The sequence below is a fragment of the Pseudomonas abietaniphila genome (assembly GCF_900100795.1).
Taxonomy (GTDB): domain Bacteria; phylum Pseudomonadota; class Gammaproteobacteria; order Pseudomonadales; family Pseudomonadaceae; genus Aquipseudomonas; species Aquipseudomonas abietaniphila.
The window spans coordinates 103102-119613 of sequence record NZ_FNCO01000011.1; the positions used below are offsets into that span (position 1 = coordinate 103102).

Annotated in this window: 16 protein-coding genes; 2 read left to right on the forward strand and 14 right to left on the reverse strand. The window is 58.6% G+C overall.

Annotated features, from left to right (window positions below):
• Positions 1-63 precede the first annotated feature (63 nt).
• The gene (locus BLS87_RS20755; RefSeq protein ID WP_074755120.1) at positions 64-1269 is read right to left on the reverse strand and encodes an acetyl-CoA C-acetyltransferase; all 1206 of its coding nucleotides are present in this window, start codon (positions 1267-1269) and stop codon (positions 64-66) included.
• Between the two features lie 630 nt (positions 1270-1899).
• Between BLS87_RS20755 and BLS87_RS20760 the strand changes: the two genes are divergently transcribed.
• Together BLS87_RS20760 and BLS87_RS20765 are read left to right on the forward strand one after the other, a co-directional pair.
• Positions 1900-2274, forward strand: a complete 375-nt coding sequence (locus tag BLS87_RS20760) for a rhodanese-like domain-containing protein (protein ID WP_074755122.1) — start codon at positions 1900-1902, stop codon at positions 2272-2274.
• An 8-nt stretch (positions 2275-2282) separates the two neighbouring features.
• On the forward strand, positions 2283-3089 hold the full coding sequence (locus tag BLS87_RS20765; protein WP_074755124.1) for a cytochrome c: 807 nt from the start codon (positions 2283-2285) through the stop codon (positions 3087-3089).
• 115 nt (positions 3090-3204) lie between these two features.
• Here BLS87_RS20765 and BLS87_RS20770 read toward each other — a convergent pair whose 3' ends face one another.
• From BLS87_RS20770 to BLS87_RS20830, 13 genes are all read right to left on the reverse strand, one after another.
• A complete protein-coding gene (locus BLS87_RS20770; RefSeq protein WP_074755126.1) occupies positions 3205-4053 on the reverse strand; it encodes a transglutaminase family protein in 849 nt (282 codons plus the stop codon).
• Positions 4050-5009 carry an alpha-E domain-containing protein gene (locus BLS87_RS20775; RefSeq protein ID WP_074755128.1) on the reverse strand — a complete coding sequence of 320 codons (960 nt, stop codon included), beginning with the start codon at positions 5007-5009 and terminating at the stop codon, positions 4050-4052. The genes BLS87_RS20770 and BLS87_RS20775 overlap by 4 nt, the downstream gene beginning before the upstream one ends.
• A gap of 12 nt (positions 5010-5021) precedes the next feature.
• Complete coding sequence (locus BLS87_RS20780) at positions 5022-6431, reverse strand: circularly permuted type 2 ATP-grasp protein (protein ID WP_074755130.1); 1410 nt, start codon at positions 6429-6431, stop codon at positions 5022-5024.
• A gap of 519 nt (positions 6432-6950) precedes the next feature.
• Complete coding sequence (locus BLS87_RS20785; RefSeq protein ID WP_074755132.1) at positions 6951-7289, reverse strand: ribonuclease E inhibitor RraB; 339 nt, start codon at positions 7287-7289, stop codon at positions 6951-6953.
• 252 nt (positions 7290-7541) lie between these two features.
• Positions 7542-7778, reverse strand: coding sequence for a hypothetical protein (locus BLS87_RS20790; RefSeq protein WP_074755134.1), 237 nt, complete (start codon positions 7776-7778; stop codon positions 7542-7544).
• Between the two features lie 167 nt (positions 7779-7945).
• Positions 7946-9538, reverse strand: a complete 1593-nt coding sequence (locus tag BLS87_RS20795) for an ABC-F family ATP-binding cassette domain-containing protein (RefSeq protein ID WP_074755136.1) — start codon at positions 9536-9538, stop codon at positions 7946-7948.
• 337 nt (positions 9539-9875) lie between these two features.
• Positions 9876-11945, reverse strand: a complete 2070-nt coding sequence (locus tag BLS87_RS20800) for an LTA synthase family protein (RefSeq protein ID WP_074755138.1) — start codon at positions 11943-11945, stop codon at positions 9876-9878.
• A 271-nt stretch (positions 11946-12216) separates the two neighbouring features.
• Positions 12217-13425 carry a type II toxin-antitoxin system HipA family toxin gene (locus BLS87_RS20805; RefSeq protein ID WP_074755140.1) on the reverse strand — a complete coding sequence of 403 codons (1209 nt, stop codon included), beginning with the start codon at positions 13423-13425 and terminating at the stop codon, positions 12217-12219.
• Positions 13422-13673, reverse strand: coding sequence for a helix-turn-helix domain-containing protein (locus tag BLS87_RS20810; RefSeq protein WP_074755142.1), 252 nt, complete (start codon positions 13671-13673; stop codon positions 13422-13424). The genes BLS87_RS20805 and BLS87_RS20810 overlap by 4 nt, the downstream gene beginning before the upstream one ends.
• A 128-nt stretch (positions 13674-13801) precedes the next feature.
• On the reverse strand, positions 13802-14662 hold the full coding sequence (speE, locus tag BLS87_RS20815; protein ID WP_074755144.1) for a polyamine aminopropyltransferase: 861 nt from the start codon (positions 14660-14662) through the stop codon (positions 13802-13804).
• A 168-nt stretch (positions 14663-14830) separates the two neighbouring features.
• A complete protein-coding gene (locus BLS87_RS20820) occupies positions 14831-15022 on the reverse strand; it encodes a PLDc N-terminal domain-containing protein (protein ID WP_074755146.1) in 192 nt (63 codons plus the stop codon).
• A 98-nt stretch (positions 15023-15120) separates the two neighbouring features.
• Positions 15121-15645, reverse strand: coding sequence for a hypothetical protein (locus BLS87_RS20825; protein WP_074755148.1), 525 nt, complete (start codon positions 15643-15645; stop codon positions 15121-15123).
• Positions 15646-15729: 84 nt separating this feature from the next.
• Positions 15730-16266 (reverse strand): ankyrin repeat domain-containing protein, encoded by a 537-nt coding sequence (locus BLS87_RS20830; protein ID WP_074755149.1) that lies wholly within the window; start codon positions 16264-16266, stop codon positions 15730-15732.
• Between the last annotated feature and the right edge of the window lie 246 nt (positions 16267-16512).

A 16512-nucleotide genomic window follows, 5' to 3' on the forward strand; every position in this document is an offset into this window, starting at 1 on the left:
AACTGTTTTTAGGTCGTGAGCTGCCGGAATCAGCGGCAGCGAGGGCTCGCCGGTTCCGAGCAATCAGATCCGCTCGATGATCGTCGCAATGCCCATGCCGCCTCCGACGCACAGGGTCGCCAGGCCATAGCGCAGTTGCCGCGCTTCTAGCTCGTCCAGCAGCGTGCCGAGGATGATGCAGCCTGTCGCACCGAGCGGATGACCCAGCGCAATGGAACCGCCATTGACATTGACCTTCTGCGGATCGACGCGCAGGTCCTTGATGAACTTGAGCACCACCGAGGCAAAGGCTTCATTGACTTCGAACAGATCGATGTCTTCGACCTTGAGCCCTGCCCGCGCCAAGGCTTTTCGGGTCGCTGGCGCGGGCCCGGTCAGCATGATGGTCGGATCGGTGCTGGTCACGGCCGTCGCCACGATTCGGGCGCGAGGTTGCAGGCCCAGTTGTTGTCCTTTTTTCTCGGAACCCAACAGCATCAAGGCGGCGCCGTCCACGATGCCCGAACTGTTGCCCGGCGTATGCACGTGTTCGATGCGCTCGACATGGCTGTACACGCGCAGCGCCGTGGCGTCATACCCCATCTGGCCGATGGCTTCGAAGCTGGGCTTGAGCTTGCCCAGACCTTCGAGCGTGGTGTCGGCACGGATGAACTCATCATGGTCCAGCAAGAGCAACCCGTTTTGGTCCACTACGGGAACCAGCGAGCGGTCGAAGGCGCCGTTCTGTCGGGCGAGCGCCGCTTTCTGTTGCGACTGCAGGGCAAAGCCGTCGACGTCTTCACGACTGAACCCTTCCAGCGTCGCAATCAGATCGGCGCCGATGCCTTGCGGGGTGAAGTGCGTGTGCAGGTTAGTCTGAGGGTCCAGCACCCAGGCGCCGCCATCGCTGCCCATGGGCACGCGGGACATCGATTCGACGCCGCCGACCACCACCAGATCCTCAAAGTCGGAACGTATCTTCATCGCGCCCAGGTTCACGGCCTCAAGGCCCGACGCACAAAAGCGATTGACCTGAACACCCGCCACGTTGACCGCCCAGTCAGCGACCAGCGCGGCGGTCTTGGCAATGTCTGCGCCCTGATCGCCCACTGGCGTCACGCACCCCAACACGATGTCATCGACCTGGCGGGTGTCCAGCCGGTGACGCGACTGCATCTCACGCAACAACCCCGCCAGCAAGTTCACCGGTTTGACGCTATAAAGCGCGCCATCGGGTTTGCCTCGGCCTCGCGGTGTGCGCAACGCATCAAAAATAAACGCCTCGGTCATCGTTCCCCTCGCTGCCCTGCTGGAAATTATTGTTCGGGTGACACCATAACGGTCACACAGATGCTTTCAATGATCAAACTGCTCAGGTCGCTTGACTGCCGTGAAGGGTAGCCCGTTGTAGGAAGTTTCGGACTCAGACGAACGGTAGCTGGCTATCGGACGTGAATCGTTTCGGCTCAACGTGTCTAGCAAGGGAATAGCTGCGTGGTAGCCATGGGCCTTATCATCTTTTTAGCTAAAAAATGCATAAGGTCATACCAAACAGATCTAAAGCGCGCCGCACGCGGGCTCTAAGGTTAAGTCTGTAGCAGAGGCGCCATAAAAACCGATTCCTTAAGCGCCCTTGTCTTCGACACCTTGTCGGGACACCTGCTCTCTTGATTTCACCTTTGCCAGCTGCCGCTTCTGTTCAATACGAAGCAGGAGCTTTTGTCGCTCAGGAATAACAAAAAAAGGCATACGCCATGTTCAAGCATTCGAAGATACGTCAAGCAGGACTGATTGTTTTTGCCACCACACTTCTGTTGATATTGCCGAACCTGACCCGTCTGTTCGGCTGACCCTGCATTCGTCCTTGTGACGCCGCGTATCTGTGCCACTCTTTCTGCATTCATGCAGGGAGAGAAACGCATGCGTCAGGGGTGGGCAGTTTTCGCATTGGGTTTAAGCAGCGTGACGGCGCATGCCGGACCGGTGGAACAGGCGCAAGCGGTCGCCGCGATCAGGGAGGGCAAGCTCGCCATCGATGTGCGCAGCCAGAGTGATTACGAATCCGGCACGATCCTCAACGCCGTTCGGGTGGATGATCGGCGCCTGGTCAATCAACTCAAGCAGGTGATGACCGACCGCAACCTAGCCCTGGTGATTTTCAGCTCCAGTGATGCCCGCGCCGGCAAGGCTCAGGACAAACTGGTAAAAGCCGGTTACAGCAGTATCATCAACGGCGGCTCCTACAACGAATTGCATAACGCGCTGTACGACCTCACCGACGATCCTGCGGAGTAACCACCATCTTGCGCACCCTCTTGCTGCTGGCTAGCGCCCTGCTTGCCCTGCCTCTTCACGCTGCTCAACTGACGCTCGACCTTGCCAACGGCGCCCGCACCTGGAGCACTGAGCAACTGCTCACACACCCGCAAGCCCGCGATATCGACATTCCGGACGACGTTTCCTACAAGCGCCCGATGCACTATCGGGCAGTGCCTGTCGCCGCGCTGCTGGAAGGTGTCGCGAGCGATGCCCATCTGCAGGCGGTCGCCACCGATGGCTTTGCCGCCGAAATACCCGCCGGACCTCTGCTGCAGAAAACCGGTTCACAGGCCTGGCTTGCCGTCGAAGACCCTGCGCACCCATGGCCGGGCCTGAGCAAGGACAAGCCCAGTGCCGGCCCGTTTTATCTGGTCTGGACCGACCCCGCTGCCAGTGGGATCAGCCCTGAACAATGGCCGTATGCGGTGGGTAAAATTCGCCTCTTGGCGTCAGTCGCTGAACGCTTCCCCGCCCTGCTCCCTGACCCAGGAATCGCCGCGACCGATCCGGTCAATCAGGGCTTTGCGTTGTTTCAGAAGAACTGTTTTGCCTGCCACCGTCTCAACGGCGCGGGCGATTCGCAACTGGGGCCCGACCTGAACATTCCGCATAACCCGACCGAGTATTTCGCGGGTGATTATCTGAAGCTGTACATCCGTAACCCACAAGCCCTGCGCCAGTGGCCGCAAGCAAAGATGCCGGCGATTACCCCGCAAGTCTTGTCGGATGAAGAACTGGATCAGGTGGTGAAGTATCTGAAGCACATGGCGGGCAGGAAAGTGACACCGTAGATCATTGTAGGAGCGCGCTTGCCCGCGATGGCTTTCGGCCTGTGCCATTGATGTTGACTGACACACCGCCATTCGCGGGCAAGCGCACTCCTACAGGAAGCGACGGGGTTAACCCCTAAGACTGACGCTGCACCTGCATCTGCACCACCGGCGCAGGCGCTGCAACGATCGGCGTCGCAACCGGCGCCGAGGGCGACACCACGACCTTGGCATGCATCTGCTCACAGCCGCCGCCACGGCGCATGCCGCGCACCGGGCAGGCATCCAGGTAATCCAGCCCCACTGCCAACTTCAGATGACGCTCGGGAATGGCCAGTTGATTGGTCACATCGAAGCTGTACCACGCGTCATCGATCCACGCCTCGGCCCAGGCATGACTGGCCAGGTGCTCGCTGCTGTCGCTGTACAGATAACCCGACACGTAACGCGCCGGCACACCCAGGCTGCGCGCGCACGCCAGGAACGCGTGGGTATGGTCCTGGCAGACACCTGCGCCATTGGCAAAGGCTTGCGCCGCACTGGTGTCCACCGCCGTAGCGCCCGGCGTGTAGGTAATGTGCTGATTCAGCGCCTGCATCAGGTCAATCAACGCCGTGCGGTCGGTGCGCTTCTTGGTTTCTTTGGCGGCAAAGGCGCGAATCGCCTCGTCCGCTTCCGTCAGACGGGTGAAACGCAGAAACGGCAACGAAGACTGACTCTCGTGCTCGGCTTCGCGCTTCTCATCGATCTCAACCTGTCCGCGCGCGCCAATGACGATGGCTTCATGGGGTTCGTCCATGGTCAGCACGTGCAAGATATTGCCGAACGGATCGACCTGAGCGCGCACCGGGCGCGGCAGAGCGAGTTGCCAGCTCAGCACCTGCTGGCGCTCGCTGTCGTGTGGGGTCAGACGCAAATACTGGATGCTGGCGCGGACCTGATCGTCGTAGTGATAGGTGGTCTCGTGGCTAATTGAGAGTCTCATGCAGCCTCCAGGTAAGAAGTGTGAATAACGTTACCCAGTTGGGCCAGCAACGGAATGAATTCGTTCAACCATTCGTGGAGGCCTTCCTCAAGGATTTCGTCGATGCCGGTGTAGCGCAAACGAGCATCCAGTTCGGCCGCCAGACGCTGTGCCGGACGGCCGTTGGCGCCTGGCAGGCTGGCGAGGATCATGTCCAGTTCTTCCAGGCAGGCACGCAACGAACGCGGAATGTCGGCGCGCAACAGCAACAACTCGGCAACTTGACGCGCACCCGGCGCATCACGGTAGACCTCGGTGTACGCCTCGAACGACGACAGCGCTCGCAGCAAGGCGCTCCACTGATAGTAACCGGCGGCCGAACTGTCGGCCGCCGCATTGGCGGCAGGGCCGCGCAATTCCAGCATTTCGTAACGGGCATCGACCATGCGCAACGTGTTGTCGGCGCGCTCGATGAAGGTGCCCAGACGAATGAAACGGAAGGCATCGTTACGCATGATCGTGCCGTAGGTCGCCCCACGGAACAGGTGCGAACGCTCCTTGACCCACTCGCAGAACCGGCTCATGCCGTAACGGCTCAGGCCCTGTTCGGCGATGCCGCGAATTTCAAGATACGTCGCGTTGATGTTTTCCCACATGTCCGCAGTGATGCGTCCACGTACCGCATGAGCACTGGCCCGCGCCGCCGCCAGGCAACTGAAAATGCTGGCCGGGTTGGTAGCGTCCAGGGCGAAGAAATGCAGCAGGCGTTCAGCGTGCAATTCGCCGTGGCGTTCCAGGTAATCGTCCAGGGTGCCGGTAATCAGCAGTGGCATGGCGATTTCATTCAGCCCATCACCGCGTCCGTCCTGAGGCATCAGCGACAGCGAATAACTGACGTCCAGCATCCGTGCGAGATTTTCCGCCCGCTCCAGGTACCGCGACATCCAATATAAATCCGAGGCAGTTCTACTTAGCATTGGCAGGCATCCTTAATCCTCGACCACCCAGGTGTCCTTGGTTCCGCCACCCTGCGACGAGTTCACCACCAGCGACCCCTCACGCAGCGCAACGCGGGTGAGTCCGCCAGGAACAACGCGGGTTTCGCGGCCAGCCAGAACAAACGGGCGCAAGTCGATGTGTCGCGGGGCGATGCCGTTCTCGACGAACGTCGGGCAGGTCGAGAGGGACAAGGTCGGTTGAGCGATGTACGCGTGAGGCTTGGCTTTGAGGCGGGCGCGGAAGGCTTCGATTTCAGCAGCCGTCGCCGCCGGGCCGACGAGCATGCCGTAGCCGCCCGAGCCTTGAGTTTCCTTCACCACCAGATCACCGAGGTTCGCCAGCACGTGCGACAGTTCTTCCGGCTTGCGGCATTGCCAGGTTGGCACGTTCTTCAGGATCGGCTCTTCGTCGAGGTAGAAGCGGATCATGTCGGTCACGAACGGGTAGACCGACTTGTCGTCGGCGACGCCGGTACCAATGGCGTTGGCCAGCACAACGTTGCCGGATCGGTAAGCCGACAGCAGACCGGGCACACCGAGCATTGAATCGGGATTGAACGCCAACGGATCAAGGAACGCGTCGTCCAGGCGACGGTAGATCACGTCCACCGCTTTCGGGCCGTCGGTGGTGCGCATGAACACACGATCATCGCGCACGAACAGATCAGCGCCTTCCACCAGTTCGACACCCATTTCCCGCGCCAGAAACGCATGCTCGAAAAATGCGCTGTTGAACCGCCCAGGCGTCAGTACGACCACACTCGGGTTGTCCAGGGGGCTTGAGCTTTTCAGCGTGTCGAGCAGCAGGTTCGGGTAGTGGTCGATCGGGGCGATACGTTGTGCGGAGAACAACTCGGGAAACAGGCGCATCATCATCTTGCGGTCTTCGAGCATGTAGCTCACGCCGCTCGGTGTCCGCAGGTTGTCTTCGAGCACGTAATACGTCCCGTCGCCATCGCGGACCAGGTCGACCCCGGAGATGTGGGAATACAGGTCGCGGTGCAGGTTCAAGCCTTGCATCGCCAGCTGATACTGCTCGTTGGCCAGCACTTGCTCGGCAGGAATGATTCCGGCCTTGATGATGCGCTGGTCGTGATACAGATCCGCGAGGAACATGTTCAGCGCCTTGACGCGCTGGATGCAGCCGCGTTCAACCACTCGCCATTCGCTGGCGGGGATGCTGCGCGGAATCGTATCGAAGGGGATCAGACGCTCAGTCCCCTGCTCGTCACCGTACAACGTGAAGGTAATCCCGGCGCGATGAAACAAAAGATCGGCCTCACGCCGACGCTGAGCCAGCAGCTCAGGTGGCGCTTCGCCCAACCAGCGGGCGAATTCCCGATAATGCGGTCGGACAGTGCCGTCCACATCGTACATCTCATCATAAAAGGTGCGGATCATGCCGTACTCCTTGTCACCATGGACACAAGGGCCTTCGCAAGGCCCGTGCCAGCGGCATAAACGCTTTAAAATCAATTGGTTGAATAAACCCGCGACAACCTTCGCACCATTCCTGTGCAAGAAGCGCCCTCACCAATTCTCCTACGCTTCATAGAGAAGCGTCCCGCCACTGAAAAATCTATTACCAGCATAGCCAGAGATGATTTCCCGACGGGATTTTGTTGCCTGATAATCGCGCCATCAACGCAGATACGCCGCTCTCGACTGTTCGAGCGAGGTCTATGTGAACCGGATTGCTCAACGAAATTCCCTTTACGCCGCTCACACCCGAGCGGCTTTTTTTTTGCCCTGTTTTTGGTAACCCCAACCCGCTGACTTCCTGAATCGGTACAAACGTGTGGGAGCGAGCCCCTTCACGACAGGCCACATCACCCGACAGAGAGACATCGTTTGATCGACCGCATCGCGAATGAATTCGCTCCCACAGGTGCTGCATCGTCAAAGCACACGCTCTGACCCTTAATGAAGCCGCTTTATCTCCTGTTTCACGCCCCAGCCTTCGACTTCACCGTCGAGCCCGATAATCGCTGTCTGAAAGTCCTGCTCGAAATCACCGATACCGTCATAAGTGGCGTACATCAGTTTGCTCAACTGCAGGTGCCACGCGCCGTCCTCTCGGGCGTTGATCTGTGTATTGAGGGATTCACCGCGAAACTTTTCCGCTGCCTGACGCGCCCGCTCCTCGTCCGGAAAGATGGCGTAGAACTCGATGGGGTGGATACGCGCGAAGTCGAAACCGCCTTCTTTCATGCGGCGCAGTACGTGACTGCTGATGTCTTCTTGGTAGGTCGTGCTCATGAAACGTCCTCCTATGCAACGATAGATAGAGTTTCAACGATCCCGAAAACCCTCCCGCTCGGAGAGGGAAAACGACAGTTCATCCGTCGCCCGGGACTCAAGCATGTCGCTGACAAGGCCGATGCTGCTATTACAAATCAGGCATCTGTACGCGAGCTGGCTCGGGTAGATGCATCACCGGCCTCACTTGCAGACTACGCCCATTAATAGCGTGTTGCCAATTGGCAGATAGGGGTGTTCGCCAAGGTTTTTTCATGAAGCCTCAACGATGGAATTGATCTGTACCGCGTTCTGCTCCTTGAGTGTCTTGACCGTGGGTTCCTGTGTCCTGCCGTCAAGGTCGTTGAGGTCGAGATCCTCGGTGACCGGGGACAGGATCCGCCGCAGGCGCTGAGCAGCTTCCTCCACACTGGGACGGTGCTCGCATTCAAGATCGAGGGTCTGCTGCACGCCATCTTTATCCTGAAACGAAATAGTCCAGACTTTCATCAATGTCTCCTCAGTCAGGCCGCACATGGGCCTACCGAAATCGGACTGCGTTTTTTTGTTATTCGTTCAACGCTCTTTGCCGTTTTCAGGGAGGTTGCAGATGAGCTAAAGATAGCGGTGCAGAGGGTGTTCTGCCTTTCGCGAATTGTTTGAAAAGACCGCCCCCATCACCGATCCACCGATAGATGATAAACATGCGCATCCAAACCAATGGATCGCAAAAACTCGCTGTCGTGGGACACGACAATTAACGCACCTTCGTACTGATTGAGCATCTGCTCCAGCGCAATCTTGCTTGGGAGATCAAGATGGTTATCAGGCTCGTCCAGCAATAGCAGTTGCGGTGGGTGCTGCGCGTACAGCTGCGCTGCTAATGCTATTTTCAGGCGTTCACCTCCACTCAACTGAGCAGTCTTCAAACCCACTCGATCTGCATCGATACCCATTTGCGCCAAACGAGTTCTCGCTTCGGATTCCGGCAACTGTGGATTGCTCTCGAAAAGCCATTGCACCGCACTGCGTTCAGGGCGCTGCAATCCGGCGTGTTGATCCAGCCAAGCCACATTGCAATTGCAGATGACCTCGCCTGCGCGTGCAGGCAGTTGGCCGGCAATCACTCGCATCAAGGTCGACTTACCACTGCCGTTGGGGCCCAAGATCGCCACGCGCATACGCCCGGTCAATGTCAGATTGACCGGTGCCGCGTAACCGAAAGGGAGAATCACATCGTTGAGTTGCACAATCAGCTTCCCATCGGGCACTACGCTCTGCGGGGATAACATCAGGCGTTGAGTGTCCGGCGCACATCTCGCACGAGCCTCGGTGATCCTTTGCTGCTGGTGCTCACGGGCCATCAGCTGATTGAGACGCGATTTTCCCTGACTGTTTTCACTCCGTTCTTTCTGGGCGTTGGTGATCAGCTTGGTTTGATTGCCGTCGCGGGCCTGACGGTCGCCGCGCGCATTACGCCGTTGCTGACGCTCCATTTGAACCACCATCTCTCGTCGCTCACGCTTGGCCTGCGCCCGCTCACCTTGCAATGCCGCCTGAAACGACTGCTGTTTCTGCTCGCGCTCCGCCGCATACTGACTGTAGTTGCCGCCATAAACCGCCAGCCCCAAGGGCGAAAGCTCGATGATTTCATTCACGTGCTCCAATAGTCCGCGATCGTGGCTGATCAAGACCAGGCCGTTGGGCCAGCGATCAATCTGCCCCGCAAGCTTGCGCTGCTGATCAATATCCAAATGGTTACTGGGCTCATCCAGAATGAGCCAGTCAGCCTGGGACAACCACGCCCCGAGCAGCGCAACCCGCTGCCGCTCGCCGCCGCTAAGGTCTTCTGTGCGCGAGTCGGCATCCAAATGGCCCAGACCGATCTGGGCCAATTCGGCATTAAGGCGTGCAGCGCAATCCCATTGGTCGGCCGCCAGCGCATGGTCCTCATCGTCGGCACTGCCTTGGGCAATGCGGTCCAGCGCCGCCAGAATGGAGTCGACGCCCGCCAGCGCAGCAACACTGGGATAACGCTCAGGTTCCAGTAACTGCGCCACGGCATAAATCCGCCCTTCGCGACGGACAGTGCCGCTGGTGGGCAGTCGCTCCCCCGTCAGGATCTGACCAAGCAAAGATTTGCCACAGCCATTAGCGCCGACGATTCCCGTGGCCTTGGTACTGAAGGTGTGGTTCAAGCGATCAAACAGTACGCGCCCGTCGGGCAGGTGCAACGACACCTGGTCGAGTCGGAGTGAATGTTGAGTCATAGTTGCTTTCCCTGTCTTAATTGCCTGATCCGTCAGCCATCCTTGGCCAATCCAACGGGTTCTGTTGTTCCTCCAGTCTTTCCGACTTGCACGCGAATGGAGAACAACTAAATCGATACATTTTCCAATCCTGCATCATCAAGATGCGCTGTCAGGCGAGGGTTCTCCAGTCAGCGCGAGTCCACGAAGCATCACCAGCGCGAGAACACTCAGACGAAGGCGGAACGCTTTTGCTGGCAAGGCGAAGACCTTGTGGCGATACGTCTGAAGAATACAGCTCTCAAAATGCAACGCAAAAAAAGAGGCCGCGAGGGCCTCTTTTCATGACACTGCGAACCTACGGCTTGGCGTCTTTCACACCCGCCGTGTTATCCAGCAGGCTCTTGGTCGCGGTCTGCAGGAAGCTGTCCAGCTTCTTGCGCAACTCGGCCACGTCCGGCGCATCCGGCATCACTTCAGCGTGAGGCTTGGTGCCCAACTCATAGCTGTAGACCTTCGGCTCCATCTCTTTTGGTTCGATCAGGATGCGATTGCCTGTGACCAGCGCAACGGTCTGCTCGCTGCCAGATGGTTTGATCACACCAAAGCCCAGATCGCCCGCTGGCAGGTTCAGCAGGTCACGACCCCAGCACTGATGCACGGTGTCGCCGCCCAGACGGCCCATGATGGTCGGCACGATGTCGATCTGCGTGCCGACGATGCTGCTGCGCTTGCCGAACTTGTCTTGAAGGCCTGGCGCGATCATCAGCATCGGGACGTTGAAGCGGCCCAGGTCCATCTCGGTGATCTGCTCGTTGTTGCCGAAGCCATGGTCGCCCACGACCACGAACAGCGTGTCCTTGTAGTAAGGCTCTTTCTTGGCCTTCTCGAAGAACTGACCCAGCGCCCAGTCGGAATAACGCATCGCGGTCAAGTGTTCATCCAGCGTGCCATGACCGGTCACGCGCTCTACCGGCAGATTGGCTGGCAGCGCATACGGCGTGTGGTTCGACAGGGTTTGCAGCAAGGCATAGAACGGACGGCCCTTGGCTTCGCGGGCTTTCAGTTCCTGCGCGCCACGGTCGAACATGTCCTGGTCGGACACGCCCCACGTAGGATCGGAGAACACCGGATTGACGAAATCGTTGCGTCCGATGAAGTTGGTCATGCCCTGGTTGCTGAAGAAACCGGACTGGTTGTCCCAGGCGAAGTCGCCGTTGTAGACGTACACGTCATCGTACTTGCGCGCGCTGAGCAACTGCGGCAGGCCCGACAGTTTGTGGCTGCCTTCCGGGGTCTGCATCAGGTATTCGAAGCCCGGCAGGTTCGGGAAGCAAGCCATGGTGGCGAACATGCCCTGGTGGGTGTGCGTGCCGTTGGAGAAGAAGTGATCGAACAACAGCCCTTCTTCGGACAGCTTGTCGAAGTACGGCGTAATGTTGGACTTATCGCCCAGCGCACCGACCGAGTGACCGGCGAAGCTTTCCATCAGGATGACGACGACGTTCTTGATCGGCAGCGTGTTGCTGGCTGGCGGCGTGAACTCGCGACGCACGGCAGCGCTGTCGGGATCGACCAGTTTGTCGTTGACGGTCATCAGCATGTCACGCACGGTCTGCTGAGCCTGCGGCTGTGGCAGCGTGGCCTTCCAGATGTTGTCGCGATCCTCGGACATCCGGCTTTTGGCCGCGGCGATCAAGGTCAGCGTACCGTTCAGGCCAAGGGTGTTGGCGAAGTTCGATTCGGTGGTATAGGCGTCACCCCAACGCAATGGCGGGCCTTGGCGCAACGTGCCGCGAGCAGCGAGCACGGCCACGGCCAGACACAGGACGAAGACCACGACGCGGGTATACCACGGCGCCACGATACGATTACTCGAGCTGCCGATATTGAAGCCGCCGCGCGGACGGGTCACCCGGTCAATGCCTTTGAACACCAGGCTCAACAGCCAGGTGAGCAATGCCCAGGCCAGCAGGTAGCGGACCACCGGGTAGCCGTACCAGATCATGCTCAGGACGGTTTTCGGATCTTCCTTCACGTATTGGAACACCAGACCGTTAAGGCGCTGGTGAAACTCACGGTAGAAGTCCATTTCCATCAAGCCGAAGAACGTCGTCAGGCTGGCGACCAGGGTCAGCCAGAAACGAAACAGTCCACGTGCCGCCATCAACCGCGCACTGAACAGGGCCAGTATCAGTGGAATGAGGATGTACACCACCAGACGCAGGTCGAAACGCAGGCCATTGCCGAACGCTTCAATGAACGTCGAGGCCGGCGTGGCGCCGATGCCTTCACGGTTGTAGACCAGCAGCGCAACGCGCAACAGGGTGTACAGCACCATCAACGCCAGGCCGCTCAACAGCGTGTAAGCCAGATGCGATTTGACGGTAGGTTGCGGCGCGCGCGCCAGGGCGTCCGTTTTGGCCATGTGTCGTAGGATCCGTTGGATTCAGGTTTAAGTTCGAAAAGCCTGTGCGACCGGTGACATCGAAACGCCGGTGTGAGTCGCGGGGGGCAAATATTACGTGATCGCCCGGGGTTTACCACCAATGCGGCACATTCTTCATGGGCGATCGGGTGAAAACCCGGGGGCATGCTCACGCAACGCTGGGAAACCGCGCGGATTTTCCCGACAAAGCGGTGAAAATTCCGTTGTTTTGGCGAGATTCAAATATTTACTTACAAACTGGCGCGTGGCGCTAGCTGAAGGACCGTGCATAGAGCTCCAACGCGTACTCAATCGCTTGAAACACCTTGGGAGCGTCCGCCGCCAGGGCCGCATTATGTTCGAGAGAAGCCTGCACCGCCGAAATCAGCCGTTTGATTCTGGGTTGAGGTTTCTGGATATTGCATGCTGACGCCAGATCGAGAATGCCCAACCGCGAACCATACAGACTTTTCGAACCCGCCAACCGCAGTGCCAGGCTGTCTTCTTCTATGTACGCGGTGGTATTTACAATGTCGTAAGCCGGCGCGAGTTGCGCATCAGCCCCCAACGGATCGCGGTAGAGAACCCCGAAATTCTTCAGATGTGCATCACCGTTGCCGACCATGCAACTCAGCGCGACGATGTCGAAGAACTGCTCGCGCGACGACGCCACATGATCTGGCGCACAGAACAGACCGATGGCTCGGGAAATGTTTTCGTAGCTGGAATTGTATTTTTGCTCTGTACCCAGCCCCATCAGCACCGCCATGTCTTCGAAACCGATAGGTCGCTGATCCGGCTCCCGATCAAAACGACGCATGACGAATAACTGGCGGTTGTCGGACAAATAAAACTCAGGCACAGGCATGCCCGCTCGGCGCGCAGCATCCATGCACACGTATTCGTTGATCGCGAGTCCGGGAAAGTCTGCCCTGCCGGACTTCACGATGAGCTCAGGCATCAACAAGGTCGCCTTGGGATCCGCGGGACCATCGCCTTCCGGCACAAGCACTTTGGGCTGAACGCCAGAAATCCCGGTGCGCAGGATGTAGCTGTCAACCAGTTCGGCGAACAGGTCATGAGCACCGTCCCAACTGAGAATCTGCTTCAGACTCTTGCCCGGTGCATCACGGCTGCCGCCCAGAAGCTGCTCGATGGCCGGAGCCTGAACAGCCACGCGCCCTATGGGCGAACCGCTCCCCGTCAGTGCGATCAGCAACATGGGGTTGATGGGTGTGCTTTTGGCCAGACGATTACGCAGTTGCTCCAGCACGTAGCCCTCAGGCAGGTTCATCTGAAACACGGGGTGCAGGCTGCGCGACGTATAGGCTGCGTCGCGCACGGCCATGGTCAGGCTGACCTGCGACGCCGGCACTGCGTCGAGCCCGTAACGGAACAGGTAGTCGCCGGATTCAGTCAGTGACAGCTCACCGCTCTGCCCTTGCGGCGTGAGGATTCGCACCCGATCAAGTGGATTCATCGGAAAACCTCACGCAACTCTTCGAACGAAGGCCGTCGAGCAGGCACGACTTTGATTTCGCTATCCAGAGCGGCGAGTGCCTTGGCGTAGAAACTCATGGAAACCGTCGGACTGCCCTTCTCGACTTCGGCCAGCTTCTGTCGGGTCATGCCGGATTGCGCCGCCAACTCAACCAGCGTCAGCCCTCGATTCTTGCGCATCTGCGCTATCTGGGTACCCAGGCGTTCCATCAACAAGGTCGCGTCCACGTGTCATGCCTACATAACATTCCGAGATCAATGGAATGTATACGTAACACAAAGGACGCACAACAATTTGCTGCGTATACGTAACATCCGGTCCTTAATGTTACGTATAGATGACAAAAGGAGACGATTCAGACGTTGCTTGGCTTGTTCAGGGCTTGAAGCACGTACTGCGGCAGCGCGAAGGCGCCAATGTGGATCTCAGGGTTGTAATAGCGGGTAACGATGCCACTGCCTGCAAATCGTTGACGCAAGGTATCCAGCGACAATTTGCGGTATTGGGTGTTGGTGGAGCCCCACGCGAAGGTCATCGCGCCGCCGATGTAGGTCGGCACGGCGGCCTGGTAGAAGTGCCAGTCGGCAAACAGACCGTTCATGCGGCCCGCAGTGGTCTGCACTTCACTCATCTGCATGAAAGGCGTGCCGTTCTGGGTGACCAGGATTCCGCCCTCGTTCAGGCAACGATGGCAAGCCTGATAGAAGTTTTCCGAGAACAGCACTTCGCCTGGACCGATCGGGTCAGTGGAGTCGGAAATGATGACGTCGAACTTTTCCTGGGTGTTGGCGACGAAACGCATGCCATCGTCGATGACCAGGTTCAGACGTGGATCGTCGAACGCGCCCTTGGAGTGGTTCGGCAGAAACTCTTTGCACATTTCGACCACGGTGCCGTCGATCTCGACCATGGTGATGTGCTCAACGGTCGCGTGTTTGGCCACTTCACGGAGCATGCCGCCGTCGCCACCGCCGATGATCAGCACACGCTTGGCAAGGCCGTGCGCGAGGATCGGCACGTGGGTCAGCATCTCGTGGTAAATGAACTCGTCGGCTTCGGTGGTCTGGATCACGCCGTCCAGTGCCATCACGCGACCCATGCGCGGGTTCTGGAAGATCACCAGGTGCTGATGCTCGGTACGCACTTCGTGAAGCATTTTTTCAATGCGGAAGCGTTGGCCGTAGCCTTCATACAACGTTTCTTGATAATCGCTCATGGATGGAGTCCCCGATAAATACTGATGGCAGGACGGCGGGCCGCCCACAAGAAAGGCGCGCATTCTACGTCGCCGGGCATGACAGGTCGAATCTTGCGGCGGCACCATGAAAAACGCCTGATTGCAGGCATGCAATCAGGCGTTGGTGTTCTGAGCCTTGTCGACAGTTTAGATGCGCACGTTGCCTCGTGGACCCGCGATGGCCCAGATGATCAGACCGAGGACCGGAAGCAGCACGATCAGCAGGACCCAGAGGATCTTCATCCCGGTTTCCGCACCGCTCTTCAAAACGTTGATGATGGCCCAAATATCGAGGGCCAGAATGATCAGTCCAATCAGACCATTAAAGGTGGAACCCATGGTGTCGCTCCTTATTGAAGGCTTGCCCAGTTAGGAGTGGTGGCGCTCACCAAGGGTTCCGTTGGTCGGCAGGATATTTCACTGCTAGCGACGCGCCTTCAGCCCTGCGCTTTAAGGGCCTCCAGCGCAGGCTCGATCAGAATCCCCAGCTCGACACCCAGCGCCATGACCCGCGCCTGATCGCAGCCATACACCAGCACGGTCTGCAGCTCATCATCCAGCGGCTCGCTGAGATTCATCAGCACATACCCGCCCATTTCCTTGTTCATGCTGCCCAGCTGGATCTGGATTCTGTTCAACGCCGTCAGCGGTTCGGTTTTCGCCAGTTGCTTTGGCTTGATGTTGAAGGCCACATCCGGGCCGAAGGACGCCGTGATTTCCGCGAACAGATCCATGTAAGTATCGGCCTGGAACATCACGGTTTCCGGCAAGCTGCCCACAACGATCCACTCACCCAGCGGGATGGGAAAGGTGTCGTCGTAGTTGATGTCGGGATTGGCGGCCAGAAACGCGTCCGGGTCGGCGTAAGCCTGGGCGGCTTCGTCGGCAATCTTCACGATTTCCTCGTCGCTCATGCAGCCGGAGCTGATCTTGCTGATGAATTCGATGAGTGCGGCTTTCATGGCGGTGTGATCCGGAGGCAAAAAACAGGCGCGAAGGATAGCCGGAAATCCCTCGCGCCTCTATCGCTTCGCCTCCCCCGGGCGTTAAACGCTCAGGCGCGTCAACTGTTCTGCTGTCTCGGTGGCGCCCATGGTCTGAGCGGCCATCAGCGGCGTGACGCCCTTGGCATCCTGAACATGGGGGTTAGCGCCTTTGCTGATCAGGTAATCGACAATGACCGTGCGGTTGAACATCGCCGCCATCATCAGCGCGGTACGGCCATCGGCCGAAGCCCCTTCGACCTCTGCACCGCCTTCTACCAGGATACGTACAACGTCCAGATCGCCCTTGAAGGCCGCGCCGGCAATTGGGCTCTGACCGTTGTCGTTACGAATTTCAGGGTCGGCGCCATGCTTGAGCAGCACGCGGACGGCGTCCTGATGGCCGTGATAGCTGGCCAGCATCAGCAAGGTGTCGCCCTTGTGATTGCGCAGGTTGGGGGTCAGCCCGTTCTCGAGCAAACGGTCCAGCATCGTGGCATCACCGGCGCGCGCACGGTCGAACACCTGCTCGGCAAACTCCAGCGCCTCTTCATCCGACATGCGGGTGGCAGAACCCGGGGTATTCGGGGCATCAGACATTCCATTACTCCTGTAGCGCCACTGCGTGGCACGCATGATCAATTGTTCGGTCGCGGCTTTCTGCGTCAGAAATTCTCAGAGACACACGGATGTGGTCAAGTTCCCGCTGATGCCGCCTACCATGCCAGTTTTGACGCGTGCAGGGCCACAAAACCTTTTTGATGATGGTCATAGAAAATGCCGTCCATCGACGTTCAGAAAATTCACTCCCACCACACGAAATAAATCCGGGATATCGCTGTCTGA